This is a genomic window from Marivita sp. (genome assembly GCF_020055675.1).
GTDB lineage: Bacteria > Pseudomonadota > Alphaproteobacteria > Rhodobacterales > Rhodobacteraceae > Marivita.
Genome location: NZ_JAIPUS010000003.1, coordinates 206079 through 232210, shown reverse-complemented (window position 1 = coordinate 232210; position 26132 = coordinate 206079). Strand labels below are relative to the sequence as shown.

Below are 26132 nucleotides of genomic sequence, written 5' to 3'. Positions count from 1 at the left end.
GCCCTGCTCGAACGGCGCGTTCACCCCCATGAACATCACGTGTTTGCCGCCGCGCCGCATGATGATCTGCCCGTCGGCGGGAAGCTCGAATCCCTCCTCGACATGCAGCATCCGCATCACGCCGTTTTCATCCTCGGCATGTGTGTGAAGCTCGGTTTTCGCCGCAACGTCAGAGCTGACGTCGATCAGGCGATCCGCGCTGCCGCCAACGTTCTGCACAACCATGAAAGCTGCCCCGGATTTCGCCACTGGCGAAGACGTGCGCGCATAGGCGTCCTGGATGTCGATCTCTGCCAGCGCGGGCGCTGCTGTGACAAGCGCGGCCGCAAGAAGTGTGTGTTTCAGCATTTTTTGATCTTTCGAACTGAGGTCCATCTTGTGTGAAGCGGGTCAGACCGATGCCGGTGGCCCCCGAGCGTGGTGGTCCGGGACGATGCTGAACTGCGCCACCCTCCGTGTCTGGCCCAGCCATAGTGCAAACCAAGCATCCGAGCGGGCCGGTACGGGTGCTGCCATTTCGACATGCGCAAGAAAGCTCAGCGCCTTTTCCGGGCAGAGCATCAAACCGTCAGTTGGCGCGCCATCTTTGTCCACCAGAACATGCACCGGTCCGGAGCCGGTACAGATCACGCGTGTTCCGGCAGCCGGGGTATGGCCGCGTGCGGCGGCAAGCTGGACGCTGGTGATCCCGATCACCAACGCAAGGCACCAATATGTGGCAAAGCGCATCATCACGCCCGTGATCTACGCCAATCCCCGAGCCGGCAAGGCGGCAAAAGGAAACAGCCCCACCGGACGACTCGATGAGGCTGCAATCATGGATCAGACAGGAAAAACTTACGCCTGCGCGGTTTGCGCCTTGGCGATCTCTTTCTTGACCTTCAGCGCGTTGGCCGACAGCTCGGTGTCCTTGGCCTTGGCCAGGAACTTGTCCAGACCCCCGCGGTGATCAACGCTGCGCAGCGCGTGAGCGGAAATGCGCATCTTGATGCCACGACCCAGAGTTTCCGACTGCAGGGTCACGTCGTTCAGGTTCGGCAGGAAACGCCGACGTGTCTTGTTGTTGGCGTGGCTGACATTATTGCCAGTCACCGGACCTTTACCGGTCAGTTCGCAGATACGCGACATGGTTTCGTCCTCGTTCAATCAAAAGTGGCCATGGATCGGTCCACCAACATGAAGGGGCGCCGACTGGCAGCGCCCGAAATCTCGTTGCGCGTGCTTAGAGCCATGCGCGATTGGCGTCAAGTGGCTGGTCCATGGAAAAGACCTGTTCCAACGGCAAATGTGGTGGTCATGTTCGACCCGTCTGCGGGGGACGAGTCGACGGCACGCACAGTGCCCTGGCGCGGCCAGTCCGGCCCCATTGGCCTCAGGTCGGAGCGGCCGCACGGCCTTCCAGCTGCGCAAGCACTTCGTCGGCCGCTTGGCTGGGGGTCCGGGTGCCATTTTCAACGGCGGTGCCGAGGCTCTGCACAAGGCCTTTCATCGGTTCGCGATCAAGGCGCGACAAAAGCGACTGACGCAATTCCGATTCGAACCAGAATCGTGCCTGCGCGGCGCGCCGGGCTGCAAAATGACCGTGGTCACGGCGCCATTGTGCAAGATTTTGCATTTCCTCCCAGGCGCCCTGCAGGCCGGTTTCTTCCCGTGCCGACACGGTCAGTGCCTTGGGAAACCCCGCGGGGTCCTGCGGACGTTTGCGCAACAGACGCAGGGCGCCGGCATAGTCGGCGCACGTGCGGGTTGCCGTCGTCTTGAGATCGCCATCCGCCTTGTTGATGAGAATCAGGTCGGCAATCTCCATGATGCCGCGTTTCACGCCCTGCAATTCGTCTCCGCCCGCGGGGGCAAGAAGCAACAAGAAGAGGTCAGACATTTCGGCAACCACTGTTTCGGACTGGCCGACACCAACGGTTTCGATCAGCACGATGTCGAATCCGGCAGCTTCGCACAGGCCGATCGCCTCGCGCGTGCGGCGGGCGACGCCGCCCAGTTGCGATTGCGCGGGGGACGGGCGGATAAAAGCATCCGGATCGCGGGACAGCTGTTCCATCCGGGTCTTGTCCCCGAGGATTGACCCGCCAGAGCGCGCCGAGCTTGGATCGACCGCCAGGACCGCCACCTTGAGCCCCTGCCCCGTCAACATCAGGCCGAAGGCCTCGATGAACGTCGATTTGCCGACCCCCGGCGTGCCCGACAGGCCCACACGCAGCGCCTCGCGGTCGTGTCCCTTGAGCGCTTCGAAAAGCGCGACAGTCTGCGCGCGGTGGTCGTCGCGACGGCTTTCGACAAGGGTGATAGCCCGCGCAAGCGCGCGGCGTTCGCCCGAAAGGATGCGGCGGGCCAGATCGTCGATGTCCATGCGCGGGAGCTCCGTCATTCGATATCCGCGAAGATGTGCCACGGGCGCTGTTGGCAAGTAAACCCGTCAGCCCAGCCCGGATGGCCCGTGCTTGAGGATGACCGGCACGATCAACTCTTCCTCGTCAACAAGGTGGCGGTCAAGCATCGCTTGAAAGCTCAGAAGATCGGACCGGAAAGGACCCGGCTCGGCCGTGCCCTGGATCACTGCATTGGCGCCTTCGGCAAAGCCCGTCAGCAACGCGTCCATTGCGTGGTGATCTGCGTCCAGCAAGGTGAACCCGCGGTCGAGGCGCGGCTCGCGAGAGCTCAGGACCGGGAAATAGTGGTGATCCTCGATCTGGTGATGCCCGTGCAGACCTTGCAGCAGCATGGAGCCATGGCGCGACAGCCGCGTCGCATGTGACGACGCGTCGATCCGGCGGTCGACAGCCTGTTCGGCATCGTCGATCAGGCTGGTCATCAAACGGCGGAACATCAGGTGCCGGTCGAGCCAAAAGGCCACCAGCCCAGCAAAATTGTCGTGGTTGGGCCACGTGTGCCGCGGATAGTCCTGCAACAGGACCCGCAGCGCGTCCGGCAAGCCATCGCGGGTCTCGAGTTTGAGCGTATCGTCCATGTGCATCTCCTGTCTGGCAGGAGGTGCAGCGACGGTTGGGGATTGTCAATCAGCGCAGCACGTGAACCGCGCATTTCGCGTGGCGCACCACATGGGTCGCTGTCGAGCCAAGCAGCAGCGATTGCATGCCCGGTCGATGCGAGGCGATGACGATCAGGTCGCTCGCCTTGTCCGCGGCATAGTCGAGGATCGACCGACCTGCATGCCCTTCGATCACAACGGAGGAGGCCCCGGTTTCCTGCGCCAGCCGGGCCATTTCCTTGTCGATGCCCTTGCGGGTGGCCGTCATGATATCATCAGGAATATAGGTGATCGCGTAGCTCGGCATCAATTCCACGACGTGGAGCAACGTGATCTTTGCATCCTCGGATGCGAGTGATTTTGCCACCTCGATGACATCGGAAATACGATTTTCCTCGTTGTCGAGGGCAATTGGCACGAGAATATTGGAATACATGGGGTTCCTTTCTTCTGGTTTGTGACACGTTTGCTAGCACGCCCATCGGCGCAGGGCCTTGATCCGCATCATGTCACGATACGTTGGGTTCCCCCTGCAGGCCAAGGATCTTGCGGATTCCCGTCCAGTACCCGGGCAGCCGCGGCGGCTCTTGCAGGTTGGGTCGCACCTCCTCGGCCCAGCGCGGCATCCGCCGCTGTGCAAAGTCTCGCCCCCACGCCAGATAGGCCTCGGCGTCCCCGGGGCGAAGGCGGCAGGCCGAACCGACCAGCCCGACCAGGGTTTCCGGGGCCGAATACCATTCATCCTGGATCCCCGTGACCCTGGTTTGCATCAGCGGCCCGACCCAACGCATGAGCGTCTTGTCGGAAAACTGCAGCAAGATCTTGCCCATCTCTGCGCGACTGTAATGGATCAGCGGTGGGAACGTGTCGAAGAACAGCGCCCGTCCCTCGAGATAAGCGAAATTCCGGATCGATGGATGAAACCCGATCCGTGTGTCGAACTGGTCGGCATTGTGCCAGAACGTGGCGATCACGTCGCCCGCCGCCTCCATCATGACAAGGGTTTCATCACGACCGGCCGACAGCATCTGTGGACGCATCATCGCAGATGCGGGCAGCGCCTCTTGCACGATGACGGGGATACGGGCGGTGTCCAGATCGAGAAGGTGAAATTCCGTTTCCGGAAGCGCAACGCCAGCGGTTTGCAACGCCACGACATAATCATCATGGCATTGCGCCAGACGCGCCAGCGCTGCCGGGTCGCGCAAACCGCGATAGACCTTGATGACCTTGTCCGAAAATGGCCCGGACGCCGGGCGGAACGGCGCGCAGAAATATCCGAGCTTCGATACCGTTTGACCGCGCGTGGCTGGGTTGGCGCGGATCGTGTCTCTGAGGGCGGCGAGGTCTGTCATTGGATGCGCTCCGGGTCTGATGGACCGGGTTTACCCGTTTGCCAGCACCTCTGCCACCTCGGCGGTGAGCGCATCGACCTCGGCCTGCGCCGGTGTCTTGCGCCCCTCGGCGGCGCCACGGCCCTGTCCCAGCGCCTCGGCATAGACGACGCGGTTGGCCAGTGTCGTCCTGGCGATGCGGGCCAGAAGCTTGTCCGCAGCCTGGGCCACGTCGGATCCCAGACGCGTGTTCTTACGCGCGCGGTTCAGGACAATCATCGCTTCCTTGCCCTCGCGCCGGGCCAGATCGAGCACGCCTTCCGTGGCCCAGAGGTCGACATGGCTGACGCTGACCGGCACCACGACAAGGTCGGCCACGCGCAGCGCCGGGCGCAGATCGCTGTCGGCCTTGGGCGGCGTGTCGATGATGACGATGTCGTGGCTGTCGCACAGCTTGCGCACCTCGTAGGTGATGCCCCAGGCAGAGGATGTGGCGAATTCGAAATTCTCCACCGGGCCAGCTTGCGTGTCGACGCGGGTCATGAACCAGCGGCCAAGGCTGCCTTGCGGATCGATATCGACAATCGCGACTTTCTGGCCCTGTCGGAGAAATCCGACCGCAAGGTTGGCCGAGACGGTGGTCTTGCCAGAGCCGCCCTTTTGTTGCGCAATCGTGATGACGTGGCCGGTCATGTCGCGTTCCTTTGATTCGGCCAGAGGGTACAGGCTTATTTTGCAGGTGCAGCATAAAAATTGCCACTCTTGCAGGGTGTGCTAGACTACGGTCCATGACAACGCCCTTGCAGCCCACCGATTCCGAGGCCCGTGCACTGGTCAGACGCCTGATTGAAAACGCGAAATTCGCGGCCCTTGCCTATCGTGATCCCGAGGCGGGCACGCCGATGGTAAGCCGCATCGCACTGGTCGAGGGGCCGGATGGCAACCCGCTCAGTCTCATCTCCGACCTGAGCCATCACAGCACGGCGCTGCAAGCGGACCCGGTTTGCGCGCTGCTTATCGGAGAGCCCGGGGCAAAGGGCGACCCGTTGACCCATCCACGGCTGAGCCTGCGGGCGCGGGCCCGCTTCGTCCGGCATGGGAACCCAGACCACGCGGGTCTGTCAGAGGCGTTTCTGAGGCAACAACCCAAGGCAAAGCTCTATATCGGCTTCGCAGATTTTGCCCTGACCCAGTTCACGCCGCTTGGTGCGCATCTGAACGGCGGGTTCGGCAAAGCCTATCGGCTGACAGCCGATGACCTGAGCTAACGTCGCTCGCAGACCTTTGCCGTATCGCGCCCCCTCTCGGCTTTCGATCGGCCACGTTTGAAGCGCGCCAGAGCAGTCGGCTGTCTTGCGCAACATGCCCTGACGCTGCGCGCGATCCCAGACGCTAGGCCGCAAGATCCGGGGCTTGCAGGATTTGCACACCCGCGATGCGCCAACGGCCGTCGACCTGCTGCATCTGGTAATCAAGGTAGTGCAGATTGCCGGCATCGTCCGTGACAATCACCCTCTGGTACAACCCGCCGGCGACCGATCGCAAATCGCCGAAGGTCACCGCGTCAGGGCGCCAGACCATCGGGTATCCCTGCTTCACCATCGCCCCGAAATTCTCCGGCGTGCGGAACATGGTGCGCAGGTTCGGGCTGGCGAAGGTGAAGGCTGTGGCGAAATCGTCTTGCAGGAAGGCGTCGAACTGGCTTTGGATCGTGTCTTCAATGGCCGGCTCCGGGGGCAAAACATCCTGTGCCCGAAATGGTCCCGCCAATGTCAGGCCAAGGGTCAGGCCAAGGGTCAGCCCGGTGATGAGTTTGCGCATGGTCTGTCCTCCTTGGCCAAAGGTAGACCGGATCATCGACCGGACAAATCAGCCGGCCTCGGCAAGATCTCCAGCAAGACCCTTTTCGATCAGCGCCACCGTTTCATCGACACCGTAGAGCGCGATGAACCCGCCAAAGCGCGGGCCTTGCGATTGACCCAACAGCACTTCGTAAAGTGCCTTGAACCAATTGCGCAGCGGATCGAACCCGTGGTCCTTGCCCACCGCAAAGACCAGCGTTTGCAATGTCTCGTCATCGGTGGGGCCGTCATGCGCGCGCAGGCGCGACGCGAGATCCGCAATCGCAGTACGCTCGGTATCATCGGGGGCGCGATAGGTTTTGGAGGGTTTGACGAAGTCCTGGTAATACCGCACGGCAAAGCCCGCCGCCTGATCCAGATCTGCGTGTGTCTCCGGCGTGGCGTCGGGCGCATAGCGCTTGATGAACCCCCACATCGCGGTCCTGTCCTCGGCCCCCGCGGCGGAGGCAAGGTTGAGCAGCATCGAGAAGGAGACAACCATGTGCGAGTCCGGCACGTCTCCGGAATGAATGTGAAAGACCGGGTTGTTTACCTGTGCCTTTGCATCCTGTGTCGGATAGGCGCGCAACTGCTGATGATATTCGTCCACTGCCTTGGGGATCACATCAAAATGCATCCGCTTTGCCGTCTTGGGCTTTTGATACATGAAGTATGACAGCGATTCGGTGCTGGCATAGGTCAGCCATTCGTCGATCGACACGCCATTGCCGGTGGTCTTGGAAATCTTGTGCCCCTCGGCATCCAGGAACAATTCATAGGTGAAATGCTCTGGCTTGCGGCCGCCAAGGATCTCGCAAATGCCATCATAAATCGGCGTATTGGTGCTGTGATCCTTGCCGTACATTTCGAAATCCACGTCCAGCGCGGCCCAGCGCGCGCCGAAATCGGGCTTCCATTGAAGTTTGACATTCCCGCCGGTGACCGGAAGCGTGATCTCGCGGCCCTCTTCGTCGTCAAAAGTGATCTCGCCCCGCGCGGCATCGACATTCTTCATCGGCACGTAAAGCACGCGACCGGTGTCGGGATGAATGGGGAGGAAGATGGAATAGGTTTCGCGGCGCTCGTCACGCAGGGATTTCAGCATCACCGCCATCACCGCATCGTATCTTTCACAGGCGCGCAGCAGCACCTCGTCAAAGCGGCCCGAGCGGTAGAATTCTGTCGAGGAGATGAATTCGTACTCGAACCCGAAGGTGTCCAGAAAGCGGTTCAGCATCGCGTTGTTATGCGCGCCAAAGCTTTCATGCGTGCCGAACGGGTCGGGCACATCCGTGAGCGGGCGTTGCAGATGCGCGCGCAGCATCTCGGGGTTGGGCACATTGCCCGGCACCTTGCGCATGCCGTCCAGATCGTCGGAAAAGCAGATCAGCTTGGTCGGGATGTCCGAGATCACCTCGAAGGCGCGGCGGATCATCGTGGTGCGCGCGACCTCCCCGAAGGTGCCGATATGCGGCAGGCCGGACGGGCCGTAGCCGGTCTCGAACAGGACATATCCCTTTTCGGGCGGCTTGGTCTCGTAGCGTTTGAGCAGCCGGCGCGCCTCTTCAAAGGGCCACGCCTTTGAGGTCATTGCAGCTTCGCGCAGGTCGGACATTGCTCTGGGTCTCCGGATACTCGCCACACGGTGCTGTGCGGACGTTCAGGAAGCACTTCCTATTGCGAGGGCGCGGGCGGGTCAATAAGTTGGCACGAACGAGACCTCAGATCGGAAAGTGCCGCTTGTGCAAGATATAACTCCACACCCCCTGAGCCCGCAGGATTGTCTTGTCGCGCTGATGATTGCCGTATCCGCCTCCGACGAAAGCATTCGCACGGCGGAACTGGTCAAGATCCAGTCACAAGTAAACCACCTGCCGGTCTTCGCGGATTACGACGAGAGCCGGATTCCCGAAATGTCCGGGCTGGTCTTTGACCTGTTCGAACAGGAGGACGGTCTGGATGCGCTGTTCGGCCTGTTGCGCGCCAACCTGCCAGAACGCCTGTTCGAGACCGCCTACGCGCTGGCCTGCGATGTCGCGGCAGCAGACGGCACGCTGCGCGAGGCAGAGCTGCGGCTTCTGGAGGAAATCCGCTACGAACTGGAGATGGACCGGCTGCATGCCGCCGCGATCGAACGGGGCGCGCGGGCCCGCCACATGCGGCTTTGATCACGGCACCCGCTTTGGTGGAATCGAATAGGTGAGCGTGGCCCGCGCAACCGGATCAGGCTGGCCATCGGAAAACAGCCGCACATCCGTCACGCTGAGCGTTCGGCCCAGCTTGAGCACCTGTGCATGCGCGATCACATCGGCCCCCGCCAGCGGTTTGCGCATGAAATCGATCGAGCAATTGGTCGTCACAGCGAGCGCCTCTTTGCCGATACGCGACATCGTGGCGACATAGGCGGCGACATCGGCCAGGCTGAACATCGCGGGACCGGAGACGGTGCCACCGGGGCGCAGGTGCTGTTCGCCCGCATGCAGACGCATGACGAGGCGCTCTTCGTCAAGATGGTCAATCCCGAACATGCCTTTGACCTGCGGAAACACCTCGTTCAGGAAGGGTTCCATTTCGTCCGCCGGAACTTTGAGCACCATGCTTTTCTCCTCTGCTGTCAGCCGCTAGAGTTGCGCCAAGGAACCGGGAGAACAAGATGAAAATCCAGCAATGTCATGATGCAGCGGCGATATGGCCGGCAAAGCGGTCGGTCGGGCGTCCCGCATGATGACAGGCAGCATGTTGCTCCGCACGGCCGTTCCCGGCGTGCACCGGCCAGACTGAGTGCGGCTATCATGAGACAGGTCAGACATATCTTGCGCCCCGGCATGCGCGTGGGCCTGCTGGGCGGGTCCTTCGATCCAGCCCACCAAGGGCATGTGCATCTGACACAGGTGGCCCTGCGTCGGTTCGGGCTTGACCGGGTGATCTGGCTTGTGTCCCCGGGCAACCCGCTCAAGGATCGCGGGCCTGCCCCGCTGGAGGTGCGGATCGACCGCGCACGGGCCATCATGCAGCACCCCAAGGTGATCGTCAGCGATTTCGAGGCGCGGATCGGAACCGCATACACCGCCGAGACGATTGATGCCTTGCAGGCCAGCCATGCCGGCGTCCGCTTTGTCTGGCTCATGGGGGCGGACAACCTTCAGCAATTCCACCGCTGGCAAAGATGGCAGGATATCCTGCAAGCGCTGCCTGTCGGTGTCCTCGCGCGGCCGGGGTGGCGGCAATCGGGGTTGCATTCGCGCACGGCGCGGCAATACCGAAGCGCGCGCCTGCCGGGGCGGGCCTCTCGGCTTCTTGCCGATCAGACGGCCCCGGCATGGTGCTTCGTCAACATGCCGATGATCCCGGTAAGCTCGACCGAATTGCGCGCCACAGGCGCGTGGCAGCGACGCGGTGAGGGCGGCCAGGATGCCTCCTTGGACGTGGCAACGACCGATCAGCAAAGCGCGTCCTTGCCAGCCGTCAAACGGTAGGATTACATCGCGCGCATGACACCGAAGTTTTCACGTCGAACGATCCTGGGCGGATTGGCAGCTTTCGGGTTGGGACAGGCCGCGTCCGCACAATCCGCATTGGCGCCGACGCAGTCGCTGCGGCCTGCGGGGCGGGCCAAGGGCCTTCTGAAGTCCTACCAACCACCGCTGAGCGACCTGATCGCCGAGGCCGGGTTGCCCGGCAAGGTCAGCGTCCAGGTGGCGGATGTGAAAACCGGCTTGGTGCTCGAATCGCACAACCCTTTGCGCGCCCTGCCCCCGGCCAGCGTCGCCAAGGCGATCACCGCCTGCTACGCGCTCGATGTGCTGGGACCGGACCACCGTTTCGAGACCCGTATCCTGGCCACCGCCCCGGCCCTGGATGGCCGGATCGACGGCGACTTGATCCTTGCCGGTGGCGGCAACCCGGTCCTCGACACCGCCGCGCTGGCAAGCATCACCCAGCGCCTGCGCGAAGAGGCGGGGGTGACAGAGGTCACTGGCCGGTTTCTTGTCTGGGAGGGCGCTCTGCCAGCGCTGACTGGCATAGATCCGGATCAACCCCATCAGGTCGGGTACAACCCGGGCATTTCCGGGCTGAACCTGAATTTCAACCGTGTGCATTTCGAATGGCAGCGCAGCGGCGATGACTACGCCGTCACGATGGACGCCCGGTCGGGCACGCTGCGCCCCGAAGTGACCGCGGCACGCATGCGGATCGCAGCGCGGCGGTCACCGGTCTACACTTACGCGGATGGCGGAACCTACGACAATTGGACCGTCGCGCGCGGGGCGCTCGGGCGCAGCGGGGCGCGCTGGCTGCCGGTCCGCAAACCCGGTCGGTATACGGCAGAAGTGTTCCAGGTCCTGGCGAGGTCGAACGGGATCGTGCTCAAGACACCGGAAATGATCGACACGCTGCCCGATGGGACCACCGATATTGTCACCCATCGCAGCGAGAACTTGCGCGGCATACTTCAGGATATGCTGGAATACTCGACGAATATCACCGCGGAATGTATCGGCCTGACCGCGACATTCCGGCATTCGGGCCGGGTGGCGACACTGAAGGCCTCCGCCGACACGATGAATGCTTGGGCCAAGGACAGGCTGGGCATGTCCTCTGTCGCGCTGGAGGATCATTCCGGGCTTGGCGATGACAGCCGCCTTTCCGCCAGAGACATGGTCAAATCCCTGATCGCGGCGCGCCGGGCATTGGAGATCAAACCGCTGTTGAAAGATCACCTCCTGCGCACCGAAGACCGCAAGGGGATCGCGGATCATCCCGTCAAGGTGACGGCGAAGACGGGAACCCTGAATTTCGTCAGCGGCCTGGGCGGGTTCATCGACCTGCCGGACGGCACTGAACTGGCATTCGCATATTTCTCGGGCGATCTACCGCGACGGGCGGCCCTGAGCCGTGCGGAGCGGGAACGTCCGCCAGGCGGGCGTGCATATGCGGTTCGGTCCCGCAGATTGCAGCAACGTCTGCTGGCGCGATGGGGCATTCTCTACAACGGCTAAGCGGCGCCACCAAGGGTCGGAAAAATGGGTAGTGTCTCAGTTTGAAATTGATTTCTTCTTGTAAGGTCCGCGCTTCTTGGACGCTGGCGCTTGGGCGTCGATCAGACCCACAATCCACTCCATGTCGTGCAGAGTATCCGAAACGCCCGCCGCCATTGCAGGCGTCATGCGAAGCGACTTGTAAACCCGCACAAAATTGTAGTGAACAAAATACAGGCTCAGCATGTGCAGGTGGTTTTCCAGCTTCTTGCTAAAACCGTTGGTCAGGCGCGTGAAACGGCGCATCCCCATACGCATTGAAAGGTTCTGGCGCTCGACATGCGACGTGCTGACCAATTCCTTAACCGGCGATCCACTGATGATTTCCTTGCGGGCGCCAGTGCATTCGGCAGGGGAATACTTGCGCTCGTGGCCCTTCTTGCCCGTCGCATCGCCGTACAGCTTTATCAGCATGGCATAAGCAACGTCGCCACCGAACGCGCCTTCAACGGCTTCAAGGTACGCCTTGTGCCCGTCTGTGGTCAGTTGAACCCGGTTCGCCAGACGGGCGCGCAGATCGTCCATGAACTCGATTGCGGTTGCGCCCGAGCGGTCGCCAACCTCAAAAGACAGGATCATCTTGTGGTCGCGGTCAATCGCGGTCCACGTCCAAACGTCGCCAGCGCCTTCCGGTGCGGCCTTTGCGGTCGGCACGTTCTTGCCTTTGGCGTAGCAAAAGGACCAGATTTCGTCGCACTGAACGTGGTTCGCTTTGACGTTACGCACTGTCTCGTCGTGGTAAGCTGCGCAGGCTTCGCCCGCCTCAACCAGCATTTTCGTTACGGTGTTGATTGAAACGCCAACGGTGCGGGACACTGCGCGCATCGACATGCCTTCAATCAACATGTTCAGGATCATTACGCGCTTATGTGTGGGCAATTTGTTCATACCTTCAACATAGGCATGAGTCACTCACTTAGCAAGCATAAAGTTCACTTTGATGATACGGAATCTGATGCGTTGGTTTTAGAAACGTATGCTTTGGAGCCATAGAGGTATCGGCCCACGACGAAAGTAATGCCGAAAATACTAGCCGTTGTAGTCGTTACAACGGCTATGAATTCCTCTGGCGTAAGCTGAAAGGGGATTGGCAATCCTTGCGCAAAGATTATTACGCCCAGCATGAAGGCCCACCATCCGCCTACTCTGGTTGCGAAAACTCGAAAGTCACGCTTCCCCTCGATATCGCGCTGATAATCATGGTTCTCAAGCGCGTTGCGGGTATCTTCATGCCCCACGTAGGCATTGGGATGCTCAAAGTGCCAAGCCTCCTCAAGCCCTTCTGGTGTGTCGTCAATTAGCCAGTAACCATCTGGGTTCGCGTCAGAAGTGTCAGGCGTGTTCTTTAATAAACCCTTCTTTTCGTGCCAAATCAACGAAATAGGGCCTAATCTCATCGTCACTCAACTCCAAAAATCTTGGCACTCGATACTCGCATTCCTCGACTTTCTTACGCCAAGGTGTGCCCGGTTCGTGAGTCATATCAGACAATTGGACGGCAGAGAAACGCCCATACCTATCCCACACCCAGTCAATCACTTGGCTTTCATTGGCATCAGACATGTCAATCTCTTCTGGTGGCGCAAAAGGATTTAACTTTTTCGCCTCAAGGATCTTCTGGTTTCTATGAGAAGCAAACGCCGAATATATTGGCCGGAAAACCGGGCCAAGCTTCCAAACTTGCGGCTTGCTTTGCATTAATACCGGCTCGTTCGGGCACAATGCCAACCACCAACCGTAGGCGTAATAACAAAGCTTTTGAAGCTTCATGTGCGTGATCGGTGATGACTTCCCATAACGCTTAATAAAGGTGTTAGCCACGGCGATTGACTCAAGAGAGTGTTCCATCATTCCCACCTCGCGTTTGCAGCCTTGCGCGCGATTTCGCTGCGCTGAGCCTCTGACGTGTTCTCCTGACGTGCTTTTGCACCCGCCAAACCGCTGTTGCGCTTGGCTGGTTGCTTCAGTGTGGTTTCTTCGATTTCGCCCGTTGCGATCTTTGCAATGTGAACAGCGTTGCTGGTCACGTCCGCCGGGCGCTTCTGGCCTTGCGGTCCCTTTGGCATTGTTTCTCTCCCGAACAGTGTGAGACGTGTTGATCCGCCTTGAGACGATCCTACACGTCACCTTTACAATTTGTAAGACTTGATTTAGGGCCCCGTTCGCCAGGATCCAGAAGCGACTCAAAGTTGTGATCGCCACTCTAGAGCGAAAAGCCTTAAGGCTTGGTTCATATGACACGCGGTCAACCTCGCTCAATTTCAAACTGAGACACTACCGAAAAATGGGGCGCAAAGCCGGTCTTTGCGCCCCAGGGACCTGGCAGGCACAGGGATTACACCCGCCAGAAAACGCGATTGACCTCCCGTGGGGCGGTCAACCGATTCGATCCGACATCACGCAGCAGGCGATCATGAAGACCAAGACGCCGTTGCCGAAGGCGGCGGCGGTCGGACCATGTCAAGAAAGCCACCGTGACATGCACCAACCTCGACAGCGCGGCCTGTCCATCCAGACAGGCGATCTGGCCGCCTGCTGCGCGTGTGCCATGGCGCACCCCGCAATGTACCGACACAATATGGATATATCGCACAATACATAGTAGCATCGTGATACAAAAAGCGATACATTCGACTCACCCATCAATCCAGAGAAAGATTGTGTCGGATACAATTCAATCCAACCAGATCGTCTCGCTGCCTCAAGCCGGCAGCGGGCCAAAGTACCGCCGGGTTGCCGATGCCATCCAGTCCGCGATCCGCTCCGGCGATCTGGCTGCGGGTGACCGCTTGCCCCCGGTGCGGGAATTGGCTTGGTCGCTGGGCATTACGCCGGGCACCGTTGCGCGGGCTTATACCGTTCTGACGGATGCAGGCCATGCGGTGGCCGAAGTGGGGCGCGGTACGTTCGTCGCCCCCAGGGCAAACGGGCACAATGGTCCGACCCGCGATTACGTCACCGCGCCCAAGCGGGACGGCAAGACATCTCTGGTCACCCCGCAACTGCCTGATCTTGGACAGATCGCACTTCTGCGCAGCACCCTTGCTCGCGTGGGCGATGCAGCGCCGGAGCGGCTCTTGCGCTACCCGACCCGCGACGCCTACCGGCCATTGCGCGAAGCGGCGGTGCATTGGCTCCGCACAATCCCATTGGGGCACGTCACCGAAAGCGACGTGGTGCTTGTCAACGGCGCGCAGAACGGGCTTGGCGTGATACTGCAAACGATCCTGCGCGGACCAACTCCCACAATTCTGGTCGAGGACATGGCCTATCCCGGGTTTCGCCGTGCCGCCGAACTGTTGCGCACCGACGCAATCGGTTTGCCGAGCGACGACAATGGCATCTGTCCGGATGCGTTGGAACGGGTCGCCCGCGACACCCGGGCGCAGGTGCTTTGCACCTCGCCCGATGTGCATAATCCAACGCTGCTCAGCACGCCGTCGCACCGCCGCCGCGCCATTTCGGAGGTCTGCCGCGCACTGGATCTCCAGATCATCGAGGATGATTGCTACCGACGCACCGACATGACAGCGCCCAGCTATCGCATCCTTGCGCCCGAGCGGACCTGGCATGTCGCGTCGATCTCCAAGGTGCTGACCCCGGCGCTTCGCGTCGGCTTTGCAATCGCGCCACCGGGACGAGGACAAGACCTGCGGCAAACGGCAGAATACGGGTTTTTCGGCCTGGCCCAGCCATTGGCCGAAATCTGTGAACAGATCCTGACAGACCCTCAAACAGAGGCGATCGTGGCATCGATCCGCGCGCATATGGCGGAATATGTGCGCGTTGCCGTCAATGCCCTGGGAACGCACAACCTGACATGGCACGAAGACGTGCCGTTTCTTTGGCTGCCGCTGCCGCAGGGCTGGCGTGCAGCCTCCTTCTGCCGGGCCGCCGAAGAGCGCGATATCCAGATCCGCTCTGCCGACGAGTTTGCCCTGCGCGACGGGCGCGCGCCACACGCTGTGCGAATCGCAGTGAACGCACAGATCCCGCTGCACCAGTTCGAGTCGGCAATGACACAGTTGAGGGACCTGCTTGAGCACCCGCCAGAGCAGATAAGTATCTGATTTTCCCAACTTCTGATGAAAAAGTGGTCGCCTGCCCGGAAATCTGCCGCTAATTTGAACGGCACGACTCATCGAGCCAAGAGTGATTAATGGGTTTAGACATCAACCTGACCTTCGCAGACAGCCGTCCCGATCTTGACGAATTGTCCGAGATCCTGACCGAATATTACGCCCAGATCCTCGAGCGCCTTATGACGGTTGGCGGTCCGGGGCTGAACGTGGACGAACAGGTACAGTCGAGCCTGGGCGTCATCGACCAGTTCCTTCCGCCCAGTGGGGCGACGGTGCTGGCGCGCGACCAGTCCGGTTTTCTGCTGGGCTGCGGCTTTGTCCGGATGATCGACCAGGATCGCGCGGAATTGAAACGCCTGTTCGTGCGGGACCTGGCCCGTGGATACGGTCTTGGCCGCAAGATTATCGAGATGCGGATCGAAAAGGCCAAAGAGCTTGGCGCGACAACAGTCCTCGCCGACACGGTGCGCGGAAACAGCTCCATGCTGGCGCTTTACGACCGCCTGGGCTTCGGCGAAACGCCCTGCTATGGCGACAATGCCAACTCCGAACAGTTCGATGCCTACCTAGTCTATCGCAAGCTGGAGCTATAAGGACCCGATATTATGGGGTATATAGATACCTTATTTTCAAGACGTTGTTTTTGAACGATTAATCGAATACACTCGTGCTTGACTGTGTCAGTACGATCCTTATAACCCGCGCATCGAAGATACGGGGTGCGCGGCACCCTGCCTTACCAATCCAATGTCAGGGACATCCCACGATGAAAACCTTTTCTGCAACACCGGCAGATATCGACAAGAAATGGATCCTGATCGACGCCGAAGGCATCGTTCTGGGCCGTCTTGCGTCGATCGTCGCCACCCGCCTGCGCGGCAAGCACAAGGCGTCCTTCACGCCGCATATGGACATGGGTGACAATGTCATCGTCATCAATGCCGACAAGATCCAGATGACGGGCAACAAGCGTCACGAGAATTTCTACTGGCACACCGGGTATCCGGGCGGCATCAAATCCCGCACGAAACAGCAGATCCTCGATGGCGCGCACCCCGAGCGGGTTGTCCAGAAAGCTGTCCAGCGCATGTTGCCGGGTAACCGCCTGTCGCGCAAGGTCATGACCAACCTGCGCGTCTATGCAGGGACCGATCATCCCCACGACGCACAGACCCCCGAAATCCTGGATGTGAAATCCATGAATTCCAAGAACACACGGACGGCGAAATAATGGCTGAGCAACTCAATTCCCTGGAAGAGCTGAACACCGCCGCTGGCCTCGACGCCACGCCGGAAGTGGCTGAAATCCCGCGCGAACCGCAGCGTGACAAGCTCGGTCGGTCTTATGCCACCGGCAAACGGAAAGACGCGGTCGCGCGTGTCTGGATCAAGCCGGGCTCCGGCAAGTTCCTCGTTCGGGACGCCAAGGGCAACTATATCGACTACACCAAGTATTTTGCGCGCCCGGTGTTGCAGATGATCCTGCGCCAGCCGTTTGAAACCGCCGGTGTCTCCGATCAGTTCGACGTGATGGCCACGGTCAAGGGTGGCGGTCTTTCGGGCCAGGCCGGTGCAGTCAAGCACGGCATCTCCAAGGCGCTTCAGCTTTACGACCCGTCGCTGCGCCCCGCACTCAAGGCGGCAGGTTTCCTGACCCGCGACAGCCGCGTGGTGGAACGCAAGAAGTTCGGGCGCCGCAAGGCACGTCGGAGCTTCCAGTTCTCCAAGCGCTGATCAACACGGACCAGACATGCGAAAAGGCCGCCTCTCGGGGCGGCCTTTTCTGTTTGCGTCGGGTTCGCCGGTCTCAGACCTGGACCGCTCAAAGAGCGTTGGCCTGACGGAAGGACAGCAATCGGCGCGAGCCTTCATCCCAAAGATGCAGCCGCGCATTTGCAAAGCTTTCTCGGATCGTCATGCGGTTATGCTCCGACAAGGTGGCATGATCGCGGACAACCTCGGGCAGCCGGTAGAACGGGATCCGGCTATAGAGGTGGTGCACATGGTGAATGCCGATATTGCCGCTGACCCATTGCAAAGCCGAGGGCAGCACGTAATGCGAGCTTCCGTGCAGGGCCGCGTCGTGCAGTTGCCATTGCTCCTCGCTGTCCCAGAGCGTCGTTTCGAACTGGTGCTGAACGTAGAAGAGCCAGACACCGGCCGTTGCCGCCAAGAGAGTCGACGGCAGGAAGATCAGGAGGATCGGCATCAGCCCGCCGAAATACAGCATCACCAGAAGCGCGCCCAGAATCGCTGCATTGGTGCCCATGGCGCTGGCCCAGTACCGGACACTCGACATCAGACCCAGGGGAATGCGGTTCTGCACGAAGAACAGGTATCCCGGCCCAAGCCCGAACAGGACCACCGGGTTTCGGTACAGCCGGTACATCGCGCGATTCCACAAGCCAAGCGCCTTGTATTCGGCCACCGTCATTGTGTGCACGTCGCCGATACCGCGCCGATCCAGATGGCCGGCGTTGCTGTGGTGGATCGAATGGGTGCGCCGCCAGACATCGTAGGGGGTCAGCGTCAGAACACCCAGCACCCGGCCCAGCCAATCGCTGAGCGTGCGGTTGGTGTAGAACGACCCGTGCCCGCAATCATGCTGGATGATGAAGAGCCGCAACAGGAATGCCGCGTTGACGATCGACAGGCCCAGCGTCAGCCAGTAGCTGACGTCCAGCGCCCACCAGGCCGCAATCCAGAGAACGATGAACGGTCCCAGCGTCACAGCAAGCTCGAAAGAGCTGCGCACCGTGTTGGGTTCACGGTACTTGGCGAGGATTTTGACCCAGTCCTTCGCGGAGCCGGGTGCGGGCGACTGCCCGGGGTTTGATAGCTGTTCGGACATAAGCCTGCTTTGTTCTTTTGAGTTCAGCCTTCTTAACCCAAATCAATCGGTCCGCCTACGCATCTTGCCAAAAGAAATAAAGGGGAGGCATTTTGCCACTGTCAGGCCGTGTCCGCGGCCTTGTCCGGCGCCGGTGGCGTATAGGCGCAACGTTCCGGCTTGATATCCAAAAGCGGCGTTTTGTCGAGACAATCCAACCCTTTGACGATCAGAACCGGCCCTTCTCGCCGAATGAGCCGCACCCGCGACAGGCCAATCGGATTGGGCCGCACCGGTGAGCGCAGGGCGAATGTGCCAGTGGTGGTGCCGTCGTTCCTGGGGCTTTGCGCCACGAGGTCCCGACGCGACTCGTGCAGCCAGTAAAGAACATCCAGATGGTCGAACCGCTCTATCCCCTCCAGCGCCGATTCCCAGTCCGGCTCCAGTTCCAACCGGCAGTCCGGTCCATCCAACCGGCCCTGCCGTGGACAAAGGTCACGGGTAGTGAAGGGCGTGCGGACGAGACCGACGAACATCAGCCCCGCATCCCGGGCCTTTGGCGGGTCGATCACCACCTCGTTGGCACGCAAGTCTTTCGAATCGTGTCGGGTCATGCGCCCTCCTTGCCATCTGCAATCCTCAGCGCAAGGATACACCCGCTGTGTCCCGCCGCATAGCCACGTCTGACCCTTGCCCTCCGGACTTCGGAGCGCAAGGGGTGCGGTGCTGGACGTGGCCTCGGGGATGGCGGACGCGACCTTCGGCAAGGCCGCGCTTCACCGGATTTTCGCACTCCAAGGCCTTTCGGCCCCCTGTCACCTAAGGACCGGGGACACACTGTCCGAGGCCGGCGTGGAAAATGCGCCACAAGCGGTGGACGCTGATGCGCGCCCGGCATAAGTTTGGCATTGAACCAAGGATGCCTGCATGACCGACGCCACCCCCTACCAGGTGCTTGCCCGCAAGTATCGCCCGGAAACCTTTGCCGATCTCGTCGGGCAAGAGGCGATGGTGCGCACGCTCAGGAACGCGTTCGAGGCGGACCGCATCGCACAGGCCTTCATCATGACCGGGATACGCGGCATCGGCAAAACCACGACCGCGCGGATCATTGCCAAGGGGCTGAACTGTATCGGCACCGATGGCGGTGGCGGGCCAACGACCGATCCTTGCGGAACCTGCGAACATTGCGTCGCGATCATGGAGGGACGCCATGTAGACGTGATGGAAATGGATGCCGCCTCGCGCACCGGGGTCGGCGACATTCGCGAGATCATCGATTCGGTGCATTACCGCGCGGCATCCGCGCGCTACAAGATCTACATCATCGACGAAGTTCACATGCTGTCCACCAGCGCATTCAACGCGCTCTTGAAGACGCTCGAGGAACCGCCCGCGCATGTGAAGTTCATTTTCGCCACAACCGAGATTCGCAAGGTGCCGGTCACCGTCATGTCCCGCTGCCAGCGCTTTGACCTGCGCCGGATCGAACCGGAGATGATGATCAGCCTGCTGCGCCGCATCGCCACCGCCGAGTCTGCGCAGATCACCGACGATGCTCTTGCGCTGATCACCCGCGCGGCCGAAGGGTCGGCCCGCGATGCGACATCGCTTCTGGATCAGGCGATCAGTCACGGCGCGGGGGAAACCGGCGCCGACCTGGTGCGCGCGATGCTGGGCCTGGCCGACAGGGGTCGTGTTCTCGACCTCTTCGATCTGGTGATGAAGGGCGATGCGGCCGGCGCCCTGACCGAGCTGTCGGCACAATATGCCGACGGCGCCGATCCGATGGCGGTGCTGCGCGACCTGGCCGAGATCACTCATTGGATCTCCGTGGTCAAGATCACGCCCGAGGCGGCAGAGGATCCCACGATCAGCCCCGATGAACGCCAGCGCGGCCAGGAACTGGCCACGGCTTTGGGCATGCGCCCGCTGACACGGCTATGGCAGATGTTGCTCAAATCGCTGGACGAGGTGGCGCAGGCGCCCAACGCGATGATGGCGGCGGAGATGGCGATCATCCGCATGACCCATGTGTCGGAACTGCCCAGTCCCGAAGACCTGGTCAAACGCCTGCAGGATACGCCGCCGCCCCCGCCTTCGGGCGGCGGGACAAGCGGCGGCGTGGCCGCTGGCCTGACACAGGCAACCGCCGGCCCGGCACCGACCCATTCGACGTCATCCGGCCCGCACGCCTCTTACGGCGGGGCTGCGGTCGCTGTGGCAACAGATCAGGCGCTCGCGCGCTATCCGAGTTTTGAACATGTCGTGGACCTGATCCGCGCCAATCGCGACGTCAAACTTCTGGTCGACGTGGAAGGCTGCGTGCGGCTGGCTGCCTATCAGCCGGGGCGGATCGAATTCACACCGACAAACAACGCGCCGGGCGATCTTGCCGCGCGGCTTGGCAGCGCGTTGCAGCGCTGGACCGGAAACCGGTGGGGCGTGTCTGTGGTCAACGGGTCCGACGCGCCGACACTTGTCGAAACCCGCGATGCGAAAACCACCGCGATCAAGGCCGAAGCGGCGGAGCATCCGCTGGTCAAGGCCGTGCTTGAGGCCTTTCCCGGCGCCGCGGTCGAAGAGGTCCGCACACCGGATCAGCTCGCCGCCGTTGCCGAGGCCGAGGCCCTGCCCGAAGTGGAAGACGAATGGGACCCGTTCGAAGAGGATTGATACTTGCGCTCCTGCCCGGTGCCGCATGGGCACAGGGCTGCGCAGAGCAACGCCCCGGTTGGGACGGGGCACCGGTTGGCGTGGTGCAGGAAACGGTTTTCCTGGCCTCCTCTCCGGCAGCGTTGGTGCTGTTTCTGGGTACCGTTCTGGCCCTCCGCTTAAAAAGCCAATGGGGGGCGTTGGCGGTTGTCCTGGGCTGGACAGCCTTTGCCACCTTCCTGACAATGCTGGCCCCGGCCTCGCGGAAAATCGCGATGGCGGAAGGCTGCGTCGGGTCGCCTGCCTTGTTCATCGGCACCATCGCTGCAATATGTGTGGGGATGATCTTTTACACCGCGCCACTGATCAAGGGGCGCTGACAACCGGAGGGACAGGATGTTCAAGGGTTTGGGCCAAATGGGCGACATGGGCAAGATGATGAAAGCCGCGCAGGAAATGCAAGGCAAGATGGCCGAGCTGCAGGAAGAGATGGCCAACATGACCGTGACCGGGGAATCCGGCGCTGGTCTGGTCAAGGCCACCTCGACCGCGAAAGGCGAATTGACCGGGCTGGACATCGATCCGTCGATTTTCAACGGTGACGACAAGGAAGTGGTCGAGGACCTGATCCTTGCCGCGATCAAGGATGCACAGCAAAAGGCCCAGGCCAAGTCGCAAGAAGAGATGGCCAAGCTGACCGAAGGCCTTGGCCTGCCGCCCGGCATGAACCTGCCGTTTTAAGCGGGGTGTGCATCTTCCTCTCTCTGCGCGCCCGGTCGGACAGGTAGAATGCGCCAAGGCAGCGATATCGAGGCGCTGATCGACATGATGGCGCGGCTTCCGGGGCTTGGCCCCCGGTCGGCGCGGCGCGCCGTGCTCCACATGATCCGCAAGCGCGGAATGCTGCTGGGGCCCTTGGCAGAGGTCATGGCGCGCGTCGCGCGGGATGCCCGCGAATGCCTCAATTGCGGCAATATCAGTACGCAGGACATCTGCGACATCTGTCAGGACAATCGCCGCACCAATGGCACGCTCTGCGTGGTCGAGGATGTTTCGGCCCTCTGGGCGATGGAGCGGTCAGGCGTGTTCAAGGGCCGCTATCACGTTCTGGGCGGCACATTGTCGGCGCTGGACCAGGTCGGCCCGGACGAGCTTCGCATTCCCAAGCTGTCGACTCGCATCGAAAGCGAAGAAATCACCGAGGTGATCCTCGCACTCAATGCCACGATCGACGGCCAGACCACGGCGCATTACATCGCGGACCAACTGGAGGGGCGCGTCACGCTGACCTCCCTGGCGCAGGGTGTGCCGATTGGCGGAGAACTGGATTACCTTGACGAGGGCACCATCACCGCCGCGATGAACGCCCGCAAGCGTCTTTGAAAATTACCTTGTCACATTCCGGAACAAGAATACGTCCTGCGCAGTTGGTAAATGAAAGACGAAAGAGGTGTATATGACTTTGTCGAGAACCAGCCCGTCCACCGGACCCAATTCCCCGGATGTAACCGGGTTTTACGACGCGGATACCGGCAGCATCCAGTACCTGGTTGCCTGCCCGCAGACACGCAAAGCGGCGATCATCGATGCGGTTCTGCCGTTCGACCCCGCCGGCGCCGCAACCGATCCGGCCCCGGTCGACGCGATCCTGCGCTTTGCCCAGACCGAGGGGATCGAGATTGTATGGATTCTCGACACGCACCCCCATGCCGATCACCTCATGGCGTCAGCCTATTTGCGAGACAGGTTGGGAAAGCCCAATGCGATCGGCGAAAAGGTGCAGGAGATCGCGACGCTCTGGCGCGAATACTATCACCTGCCCGATGCGTTCGACCCCGCCGCGGATTTTGACCACCTGTTTGCTCATGGCGATGAATTCCAGATCGGCGAACTCCAGGTGAAGGTGATGCTGTCACCGGGACACACGCTGGGTTCGATTACCTATGTCGTCGGGAATGATGCCGCTTTTGTGCATGACACGTTCATGATGCCCGATGCCGGCACGTCACGCGCCGACTTCCCCGGCGGGTCCGCCGACGACCTGTGGAATTCGCTGCAGGATATCCTTGCCCTGCCCGGCGAAACACGGCTCTTCATCGGACACGACTACGGCACCTCGAACCGCCCCGGCCCCGCGTGGGAATCCACCGTGGCCGAACAGCGGCGTCACAACGTGCACATCGGCGGCGGGGCGCCCAAGGCGGGATATATCGACCGGCGCGAGGCGCGGGACAAAACGCTCGCCCTGCCGGACCGGATGTTGCACGTGCTGCAAATGAACTTGCGGGCCGGTCGTGCGCCGGAGCCCGAAAAAGATGGCAACAGCTATCTGAAAATTCCGTTTAATCGATTCTAGGAGAGATCGCATGGAGATCGAAAACACTGAGCAAGGCATCCTGGAACACTGGACCCCGGCCGAGGTGGCCGAAGCCTTCGGCAAGGACAGCATTATCCTGATCGACGTGCGCACGCCGCAGGAATTCGCGCTCGAACGGATCACCGGTGCCCTGTTGGCCCCGATGCAGACATTCCAGCCAAACCACATGCCGGACCCGTCGACGAAACCCATCGTGTTTCACTGCGGCTCCGGTGTGCGGTCCTCCAAGGTGGCGCAGCAATATCTTGCCCATGGTGAGGACCGGATCGCCCATATGGCCGGTGGCTTTGCCGCGTGGAAAGACGCGGGGCTGGCCTACATGGGCACAGACACGGCCAGCGGCGCACCGAAAGAAATGCAAAAGTCGTCCTAGGGTCCGGACACCGCCTGTATCTGCGTTCCGCTGAACTGGCCCCGGCCGGGACCGATGGCAGAGCGGCGCGGCGGGATCGACCACAAGAAAAAGCCCGGCACCGAACTTCGGGCCGGGCTTTTCGTGCCATCGTCTTCGACGATCACCGCTTGTCGGAATCCTCGTCGTCTTCCTCGTCGTCATTTGCCCCGTCGGGCAGGTTGAAGAAGCTGTCGGCATCGGCGTAATCGCTGTCAGGGCTGTTGTCTTCGTCACTGTCCGCTTCGGACCCACTCGACAGGCTGAATGTCTCAAGCCCTTCGATCGCACTGGGAAGGCGCGGCTCCTCGTCCATCCCGAGGCTCTGTTCCGTCGACACCAGCTTGCGGCGCTCGTCATCGGACATCACCGCCTCCTGCTTTTTCGCGGCCTTGGCCACGGCGGCATCCAGTTCGGACTGCCGGCACAGGCCCAGCGCCACGGGATCAATCGGCTGGATGTTGTTGATATTCCAATGCGTGCGGTCGCGGATCGCCTGGATGGTCGGCTTGGTTGTGCCCACCAGCTTGGAGATCTGGCCGTCGCTCAGTTCGGGGTGAAATTTGACCAGCCAGAAGATCGATGCCGGACGGTCCTGACGCTTGGACAGCGGGGTATACCGGGGACCCCGACGCTTTTCTTCACCCTGGGCCGCGGCATAGACCTTGAGCCGGAGCGTATAGAGCGGGTCGGCTTCCCCCTTCTTGATCTCCTGCGGATCAAGCTGGTTGTTGGCGATCGGATCGAACCCCTTCACGCCGGCAGCCACGTCGCCATCGGCAATGCCCTGCACTTCAAGCTCGTGCATCCCGGTGAAATCCGCGATCTGCTTGAACGTGAGTGTCGTGTTATCCACCAGCCAGACAGCAGTGGCCTTGGCCATGATCGGTTTGCCCATCTCGCGTCTCCTTGCGCATAGCTTTTTCCCGCTCCCGGAGGTCTCCGGGAGGTCCCGGATCGACCGGAACGGGTTTCCATTGTCAGGGAACTTGGACGCCTTATAGTCGGGCAAGGCAAAAGAGGAAAGAGTAAATGCGGGTTTTGGTAAGCGCTCTCATCTGTGTAATGGCCGTGTCGCTTGCACGGGCAGAAGGCGAGCGCGCGGGTGTGTTCGACTATTACGTGCTGTCACTGAGTTGGTCACCGACCTGGTGCGCGATTGAAGGCGACGCGCGACAGTCGCCGCAATGCGACGACAGCGCCGATTTCGGCTGGGTGATGCACGGCCTTTGGCCGCAATATCATCGGGGCTGGCCGTCCTATTGCCCGACCAATCAACGCGATCCTTCGCGCGGCATGACGCGTGACATGGCCGGTATCATGGGCACATCCGGCCTTGCCTGGCACCAGTGGAACAAGCATGGCGTCTGCTCCGGCCTGTCGGCCCCGGACTACTACGCCCTGTCGCGCGAAGCCTTTGGCACGATAAACCGTCCCGAGACGTTCCGCAAACTTGACAAGGCTGTCACATTGCCAGCCTCCGTCGTCGAAGCCGCGTTTCTGGAGGCCAACCCGGAGCTTGAACCGGACATGATCACCATCACATGCAAGCACGGCCGCATCAACGAGGCAAGGATTTGCCTGTCCAAATCGCTTGATCCAGTGCCCTGCGGACAAGACGTCGTGCGCGACTGCGCCGCGACCGACGCCCTGTTCGATCCGATCAGGTAAGCCCGGAGCCGGAACGCTGGCGCGGCACTGTCCAACCACCGGGCAGGTCATCACGGCGGTTCTTGGGCGGCGTGACCCGCGACAAGACCGCTTCGGCCTGCTTGGCCAATCGACCCAGGCCAGGGGTCTTGCGCACCTGCGCCTTGGCCTTCTCGACCTGCATCACATCCCCGATGCGGCGATCCAGAAAGCCCCATGTCGCCTGGTTGTCGAGCGAATCATCTCCAAGCCAATAGAGCACGGTCGAGGAATAGACCCCCGACAGGGTTGCGCGCTTTGTGTACCAGTTGATATCGCGCGACGTGTCGCCCAGCGCGGTCCAAATGCGATCCGCCGTACCCCAGATCAGCCGTGTGCCTTCTGCGGCGTGCATGGGCAGCGCGAACAGGGTCGCCCCCCGGCGCACTGCCTCCTTGTCTTCCACCGCCTCGAGTCGCAGCCGCACGGCCAATGCCACCTTGTCGCGAAAGCGCATCTCGCTCAGGTCGTGGTCCCGCAGGGCGGCCACCATCGCGTCATCGCCACGCCGGTGAAAGGCAACGGCCAAATCCAGCGCGCCGCGCGGGAAAAGCCCCTTGGCCACGGCGGGCGCAACATCGACATCGGCAATCGCGGCTTTGAACGCTGTGTCGGACCATCCGTCAAACGGGACATGCATCAGCGCCGCGTCCAGTAGCTCTGTGGCGATATCGCGGGGTGTCTCTGTCATGTCGGGCCTCCAGGGAGTGGTTGCTTGCATCGCTGGTATAACCTAGACCGCATTTGCGCGTCCCGCCACATCGGTCGGCGAAATTCTCGTGCGGCATGGGCGCAGAAATTTTCTGCGCGAAATGAGGTCATTGGCCTTTTCTACGGCGTCATGCACCCGTTGCATGAAACAATTCACACAGATCAAACGTTGATACCGT

The 26132-nt window shown here is 61.3% G+C and carries 34 protein-coding genes; 15 read left to right on the top strand and 19 right to left on the bottom strand.

The annotated features are described in order from the left end of the window. The 8 genes from LCF59_RS04285 to parA form a co-directional block, all read right to left on the bottom strand. Positions 1-348 (bottom strand): copper chaperone PCu(A)C (locus LCF59_RS04285; protein ID WP_292285923.1); only part of this gene is annotated, 348 nt, incomplete at its 3' end. A gap of 42 nt (positions 349-390) precedes the next feature. Next, positions 391-729 carry a hypothetical protein gene (locus LCF59_RS04280; RefSeq protein ID WP_292285921.1) on the bottom strand — a complete coding sequence of 113 codons (339 nt, stop codon included), beginning with the start codon at positions 727-729 and terminating at the stop codon, positions 391-393. A gap of 108 nt (positions 730-837) precedes the next feature. Continuing rightward, entirely contained in the window at positions 838-1128 is a 291-nt protein-coding gene (rpmB, locus tag LCF59_RS04275) for a 50S ribosomal protein L28 (RefSeq protein ID WP_292285919.1), read from the bottom strand. A 244-nt stretch (positions 1129-1372) separates the two neighbouring features. Continuing rightward, positions 1373-2365: a methylmalonyl Co-A mutase-associated GTPase MeaB gene (gene meaB / locus LCF59_RS04270; protein WP_292285941.1), complete on the bottom strand. Its 993-nt coding sequence runs from the start codon at positions 2363-2365 to the stop codon at positions 1373-1375. Between the two features lie 66 nt (positions 2366-2431). Further along, the gene (locus LCF59_RS04265; protein ID WP_292285917.1) at positions 2432-2983 is read right to left on the bottom strand and encodes a hemerythrin domain-containing protein; all 552 of its coding nucleotides are present in this window, start codon (positions 2981-2983) and stop codon (positions 2432-2434) included. Between the two features lie 49 nt (positions 2984-3032). After that, positions 3033-3440, bottom strand: coding sequence for a universal stress protein (locus LCF59_RS04260; RefSeq protein WP_292285915.1), 408 nt, complete (start codon positions 3438-3440; stop codon positions 3033-3035). A gap of 73 nt (positions 3441-3513) precedes the next feature. After that, positions 3514-4359 carry a DUF6206 family protein gene (locus LCF59_RS04255; RefSeq protein WP_292285913.1) on the bottom strand — a complete coding sequence of 282 codons (846 nt, stop codon included), beginning with the start codon at positions 4357-4359 and terminating at the stop codon, positions 3514-3516. 30 nt (positions 4360-4389) lie between these two features. Next, the gene (parA, locus tag LCF59_RS04250; RefSeq protein WP_292285911.1) at positions 4390-5031 is read right to left on the bottom strand and encodes a ParA family partition ATPase; all 642 of its coding nucleotides are present in this window, start codon (positions 5029-5031) and stop codon (positions 4390-4392) included. A gap of 95 nt (positions 5032-5126) precedes the next feature. Between parA and LCF59_RS04245 the strand changes: the two genes are divergently transcribed. Continuing rightward, positions 5127-5606: a HugZ family protein gene (locus LCF59_RS04245; protein WP_292285909.1), complete on the top strand. Its 480-nt coding sequence runs from the start codon at positions 5127-5129 to the stop codon at positions 5604-5606. A 124-nt stretch (positions 5607-5730) separates the two neighbouring features. Here LCF59_RS04245 and LCF59_RS04240 read toward each other — a convergent pair whose 3' ends face one another. Both LCF59_RS04240 and LCF59_RS04235 read right to left on the bottom strand, forming a co-directional pair. Next, the gene (locus tag LCF59_RS04240; RefSeq protein WP_292285907.1) at positions 5731-6159 is read right to left on the bottom strand and encodes a DUF4864 domain-containing protein; all 429 of its coding nucleotides are present in this window, start codon (positions 6157-6159) and stop codon (positions 5731-5733) included. A 48-nt stretch (positions 6160-6207) separates the two neighbouring features. Beyond that, a complete protein-coding gene (locus LCF59_RS04235) occupies positions 6208-7794 on the bottom strand; it encodes a lysine--tRNA ligase (protein WP_292285905.1) in 1587 nt (528 codons plus the stop codon). Between the two features lie 127 nt (positions 7795-7921). On the opposite strand from LCF59_RS04235, the gene LCF59_RS04230 reads away from it, so the two are divergent. Further along, positions 7922-8347 (top strand): tellurite resistance TerB family protein, encoded by a 426-nt coding sequence (locus LCF59_RS04230; RefSeq protein WP_292285903.1) that lies wholly within the window; start codon positions 7922-7924, stop codon positions 8345-8347. Here LCF59_RS04230 and LCF59_RS04225 read toward each other — a convergent pair whose 3' ends face one another. After that, on the bottom strand, positions 8348-8776 hold the full coding sequence (locus LCF59_RS04225; protein WP_292285902.1) for a PaaI family thioesterase: 429 nt from the start codon (positions 8774-8776) through the stop codon (positions 8348-8350). A gap of 195 nt (positions 8777-8971) precedes the next feature. On the opposite strand from LCF59_RS04225, the gene LCF59_RS04220 reads away from it, so the two are divergent. Next, on the top strand, positions 8972-9655 hold the full coding sequence (locus tag LCF59_RS04220) for a nicotinate-nucleotide adenylyltransferase (RefSeq protein WP_292285900.1): 684 nt from the start codon (positions 8972-8974) through the stop codon (positions 9653-9655). A 15-nt stretch (positions 9656-9670) separates the two neighbouring features. Beyond that, positions 9671-11179, top strand: coding sequence for a D-alanyl-D-alanine carboxypeptidase/D-alanyl-D-alanine-endopeptidase (gene dacB / locus LCF59_RS04215; RefSeq protein WP_292285898.1), 1509 nt, complete (start codon positions 9671-9673; stop codon positions 11177-11179). 36 nt (positions 11180-11215) lie between these two features. Here dacB and LCF59_RS04210 read toward each other — a convergent pair whose 3' ends face one another. The 4 genes from LCF59_RS04210 to LCF59_RS04195 are packed head-to-tail and all read right to left on the bottom strand — an operon-like array spanning position 11216 to position 13245. After that, positions 11216-12106 (bottom strand): IS1 family transposase, encoded by an 891-nt coding sequence (locus LCF59_RS04210; protein ID WP_292285896.1) that lies wholly within the window; start codon positions 12104-12106, stop codon positions 11216-11218. 44 nt (positions 12107-12150) lie between these two features. Then, a complete protein-coding gene (locus LCF59_RS04205) occupies positions 12151-12594 on the bottom strand; it encodes a hypothetical protein (protein ID WP_292285894.1) in 444 nt (147 codons plus the stop codon). Further along, the gene (locus LCF59_RS04200) at positions 12551-13069 is read right to left on the bottom strand and encodes a Panacea domain-containing protein (protein WP_292285892.1); all 519 of its coding nucleotides are present in this window, start codon (positions 13067-13069) and stop codon (positions 12551-12553) included. The genes LCF59_RS04205 and LCF59_RS04200 overlap by 44 nt, the downstream gene beginning before the upstream one ends. Beyond that, positions 13066-13245, bottom strand: coding sequence for a histone H1 (locus tag LCF59_RS04195; protein WP_292285890.1), 180 nt, complete (start codon positions 13243-13245; stop codon positions 13066-13068). The genes LCF59_RS04200 and LCF59_RS04195 overlap by 4 nt, the downstream gene beginning before the upstream one ends. Before the next feature lie 633 nt (positions 13246-13878). Between LCF59_RS04195 and LCF59_RS04190 the strand changes: the two genes are divergently transcribed. The 4 genes from LCF59_RS04190 (at position 13879) to rpsI (ending at position 17034) form a co-directional block, all read left to right on the top strand. Continuing rightward, positions 13879-15288: a PLP-dependent aminotransferase family protein gene (locus tag LCF59_RS04190; protein WP_292285889.1), complete on the top strand. Its 1410-nt coding sequence runs from the start codon at positions 13879-13881 to the stop codon at positions 15286-15288. Between the two features lie 89 nt (positions 15289-15377). Continuing rightward, complete coding sequence (locus LCF59_RS04185; protein ID WP_292285887.1) at positions 15378-15893, top strand: GNAT family N-acetyltransferase; 516 nt, start codon at positions 15378-15380, stop codon at positions 15891-15893. A gap of 173 nt (positions 15894-16066) precedes the next feature. Further along, positions 16067-16531, top strand: a complete 465-nt coding sequence (gene rplM, locus LCF59_RS04180) for a 50S ribosomal protein L13 (protein WP_292285885.1) — start codon at positions 16067-16069, stop codon at positions 16529-16531. Continuing rightward, the gene (gene rpsI / locus LCF59_RS04175; RefSeq protein WP_292285883.1) at positions 16531-17034 is read left to right on the top strand and encodes a 30S ribosomal protein S9; all 504 of its coding nucleotides are present in this window, start codon (positions 16531-16533) and stop codon (positions 17032-17034) included. The genes rplM and rpsI overlap by 1 nt, the downstream gene beginning before the upstream one ends. A gap of 88 nt (positions 17035-17122) precedes the next feature. On the opposite strand, the gene LCF59_RS04170 is transcribed toward rpsI, so the two are convergent. Both LCF59_RS04170 and tsaA read right to left on the bottom strand, forming a co-directional pair. Beyond that, complete coding sequence (locus LCF59_RS04170) at positions 17123-18151, bottom strand: fatty acid desaturase (RefSeq protein WP_292285881.1); 1029 nt, start codon at positions 18149-18151, stop codon at positions 17123-17125. A gap of 101 nt (positions 18152-18252) precedes the next feature. Then, positions 18253-18744, bottom strand: coding sequence for a tRNA (N6-threonylcarbamoyladenosine(37)-N6)-methyltransferase TrmO (tsaA, locus tag LCF59_RS04165; protein ID WP_292285879.1), 492 nt, complete (start codon positions 18742-18744; stop codon positions 18253-18255). Between the two features lie 313 nt (positions 18745-19057). Here tsaA and LCF59_RS04160 point away from each other — a divergent pair, with 313 nt between their 5' ends. The 6 genes from LCF59_RS04160 to LCF59_RS04135 all read left to right on the top strand — a co-directional run bounded on the left by LCF59_RS04160 (position 19058) and on the right by LCF59_RS04135 (position 23535). Next, positions 19058-20806 (top strand): DNA polymerase III subunit gamma/tau, encoded by a 1749-nt coding sequence (locus tag LCF59_RS04160; RefSeq protein WP_292285878.1) that lies wholly within the window; start codon positions 19058-19060, stop codon positions 20804-20806. Then, complete coding sequence (locus LCF59_RS04155) at positions 20803-21165, top strand: hypothetical protein (protein ID WP_292285876.1); 363 nt, start codon at positions 20803-20805, stop codon at positions 21163-21165. The genes LCF59_RS04160 and LCF59_RS04155 overlap by 4 nt, the downstream gene beginning before the upstream one ends. Before the next feature lie 16 nt (positions 21166-21181). Next, positions 21182-21526, top strand: coding sequence for a YbaB/EbfC family nucleoid-associated protein (locus LCF59_RS04150; RefSeq protein WP_292285875.1), 345 nt, complete (start codon positions 21182-21184; stop codon positions 21524-21526). A gap of 48 nt (positions 21527-21574) precedes the next feature. Then, on the top strand, positions 21575-22168 hold the full coding sequence (gene recR, locus LCF59_RS04145) for a recombination mediator RecR (protein ID WP_292285873.1): 594 nt from the start codon (positions 21575-21577) through the stop codon (positions 22166-22168). A 73-nt stretch (positions 22169-22241) separates the two neighbouring features. Continuing rightward, positions 22242-23141: an MBL fold metallo-hydrolase gene (locus tag LCF59_RS04140; protein WP_292285872.1), complete on the top strand. Its 900-nt coding sequence runs from the start codon at positions 22242-22244 to the stop codon at positions 23139-23141. Between the two features lie 10 nt (positions 23142-23151). Next, positions 23152-23535 (top strand): rhodanese-like domain-containing protein, encoded by a 384-nt coding sequence (locus tag LCF59_RS04135; RefSeq protein WP_292285869.1) that lies wholly within the window; start codon positions 23152-23154, stop codon positions 23533-23535. 142 nt (positions 23536-23677) lie between these two features. On the opposite strand, the gene LCF59_RS04130 is transcribed toward LCF59_RS04135, so the two are convergent. Then, on the bottom strand, positions 23678-24451 hold the full coding sequence (locus LCF59_RS04130; protein ID WP_292285866.1) for a DUF1013 domain-containing protein: 774 nt from the start codon (positions 24449-24451) through the stop codon (positions 23678-23680). Between the two features lie 134 nt (positions 24452-24585). On the opposite strand from LCF59_RS04130, the gene LCF59_RS04125 reads away from it, so the two are divergent. Beyond that, positions 24586-25224: a ribonuclease T2 gene (locus LCF59_RS04125; RefSeq protein WP_292285864.1), complete on the top strand. Its 639-nt coding sequence runs from the start codon at positions 24586-24588 to the stop codon at positions 25222-25224. Here LCF59_RS04125 and LCF59_RS04120 read toward each other — a convergent pair. After that, the gene (locus LCF59_RS04120) at positions 25217-25933 is read right to left on the bottom strand and encodes a COQ9 family protein (RefSeq protein WP_292285862.1); all 717 of its coding nucleotides are present in this window, start codon (positions 25931-25933) and stop codon (positions 25217-25219) included. The genes LCF59_RS04125 and LCF59_RS04120 overlap by 8 nt on opposite strands. Between the last annotated feature and the right edge of the window lie 199 nt (positions 25934-26132).

Bases quoted from the DNA above. Each gene is read 5' to 3' on its own strand.
- LCF59_RS04280 (WP_292285921.1), bottom strand. From the start codon at position 729: ATGCGCTTTGCCACATATTGGTGCCTTGCGTTGGTGATCGGGATCACC.
- rpmB (WP_292285919.1), bottom strand. From the start codon at position 1,128: ATGTCGCGTATCTGCGAACTGACCGGTAAAGGTCCGGTGACTGGCAAT.
- meaB (WP_292285941.1), bottom strand. From the start codon at position 2,365: ATGGACATCGACGATCTGGCCCGCCGCATCCTTTCGGGCGAACGCCGC.
- LCF59_RS04265 (WP_292285917.1), bottom strand. From the start codon at position 2,983: ATGGACGATACGCTCAAACTCGAGACCCGCGATGGCTTGCCGGACGCG.
- LCF59_RS04260 (WP_292285915.1), bottom strand. From the start codon at position 3,440: ATGTATTCCAATATTCTCGTGCCAATTGCCCTCGACAACGAGGAAAAT.
- LCF59_RS04255 (WP_292285913.1), bottom strand. From the start codon at position 4,359: ATGACAGACCTCGCCGCCCTCAGAGACACGATCCGCGCCAACCCAGCC.
- parA (WP_292285911.1), bottom strand. From the start codon at position 5,031: ATGACCGGCCACGTCATCACGATTGCGCAACAAAAGGGCGGCTCTGGC.
- LCF59_RS04245 (WP_292285909.1), top strand. From the start codon at position 5,127: ATGACAACGCCCTTGCAGCCCACCGATTCCGAGGCCCGTGCACTGGTC.
- LCF59_RS04240 (WP_292285907.1), bottom strand. From the start codon at position 6,159: ATGCGCAAACTCATCACCGGGCTGACCCTTGGCCTGACCCTTGGCCTG.
- LCF59_RS04235 (WP_292285905.1), bottom strand. From the start codon at position 7,794: ATGTCCGACCTGCGCGAAGCTGCAATGACCTCAAAGGCGTGGCCCTTT.
- LCF59_RS04225 (WP_292285902.1), bottom strand. From the start codon at position 8,776: ATGGTGCTCAAAGTTCCGGCGGACGAAATGGAACCCTTCCTGAACGAG.
- LCF59_RS04220 (WP_292285900.1), top strand. From the start codon at position 8,972: ATGAGACAGGTCAGACATATCTTGCGCCCCGGCATGCGCGTGGGCCTG.
- dacB (WP_292285898.1), top strand. From the start codon at position 9,671: ATGACACCGAAGTTTTCACGTCGAACGATCCTGGGCGGATTGGCAGCT.
- LCF59_RS04210 (WP_292285896.1), bottom strand. From the start codon at position 12,106: ATGAACAAATTGCCCACACATAAGCGCGTAATGATCCTGAACATGTTG.
- LCF59_RS04200 (WP_292285892.1), bottom strand. From the start codon at position 13,069: ATGATGGAACACTCTCTTGAGTCAATCGCCGTGGCTAACACCTTTATT.
- LCF59_RS04185 (WP_292285887.1), top strand. From the start codon at position 15,378: ATGGGTTTAGACATCAACCTGACCTTCGCAGACAGCCGTCCCGATCTT.
- rplM (WP_292285885.1), top strand. From the start codon at position 16,067: ATGAAAACCTTTTCTGCAACACCGGCAGATATCGACAAGAAATGGATC.
- rpsI (WP_292285883.1), top strand. From the start codon at position 16,531: ATGGCTGAGCAACTCAATTCCCTGGAAGAGCTGAACACCGCCGCTGGC.
- LCF59_RS04170 (WP_292285881.1), bottom strand. From the start codon at position 18,151: ATGTCCGAACAGCTATCAAACCCCGGGCAGTCGCCCGCACCCGGCTCC.
- tsaA (WP_292285879.1), bottom strand. From the start codon at position 18,744: ATGACCCGACACGATTCGAAAGACTTGCGTGCCAACGAGGTGGTGATC.
- LCF59_RS04160 (WP_292285878.1), top strand. From the start codon at position 19,058: ATGACCGACGCCACCCCCTACCAGGTGCTTGCCCGCAAGTATCGCCCG.
- LCF59_RS04150 (WP_292285875.1), top strand. From the start codon at position 21,182: ATGTTCAAGGGTTTGGGCCAAATGGGCGACATGGGCAAGATGATGAAA.
- recR (WP_292285873.1), top strand. From the start codon at position 21,575: ATGCGCCAAGGCAGCGATATCGAGGCGCTGATCGACATGATGGCGCGG.
- LCF59_RS04140 (WP_292285872.1), top strand. From the start codon at position 22,242: ATGACTTTGTCGAGAACCAGCCCGTCCACCGGACCCAATTCCCCGGAT.
- LCF59_RS04135 (WP_292285869.1), top strand. From the start codon at position 23,152: ATGGAGATCGAAAACACTGAGCAAGGCATCCTGGAACACTGGACCCCG.
- LCF59_RS04130 (WP_292285866.1), bottom strand. From the start codon at position 24,451: ATGGGCAAACCGATCATGGCCAAGGCCACTGCTGTCTGGCTGGTGGAT.
- LCF59_RS04125 (WP_292285864.1), top strand. From the start codon at position 24,586: ATGCGGGTTTTGGTAAGCGCTCTCATCTGTGTAATGGCCGTGTCGCTT.
- LCF59_RS04120 (WP_292285862.1), bottom strand. From the start codon at position 25,933: ATGACAGAGACACCCCGCGATATCGCCACAGAGCTACTGGACGCGGCG.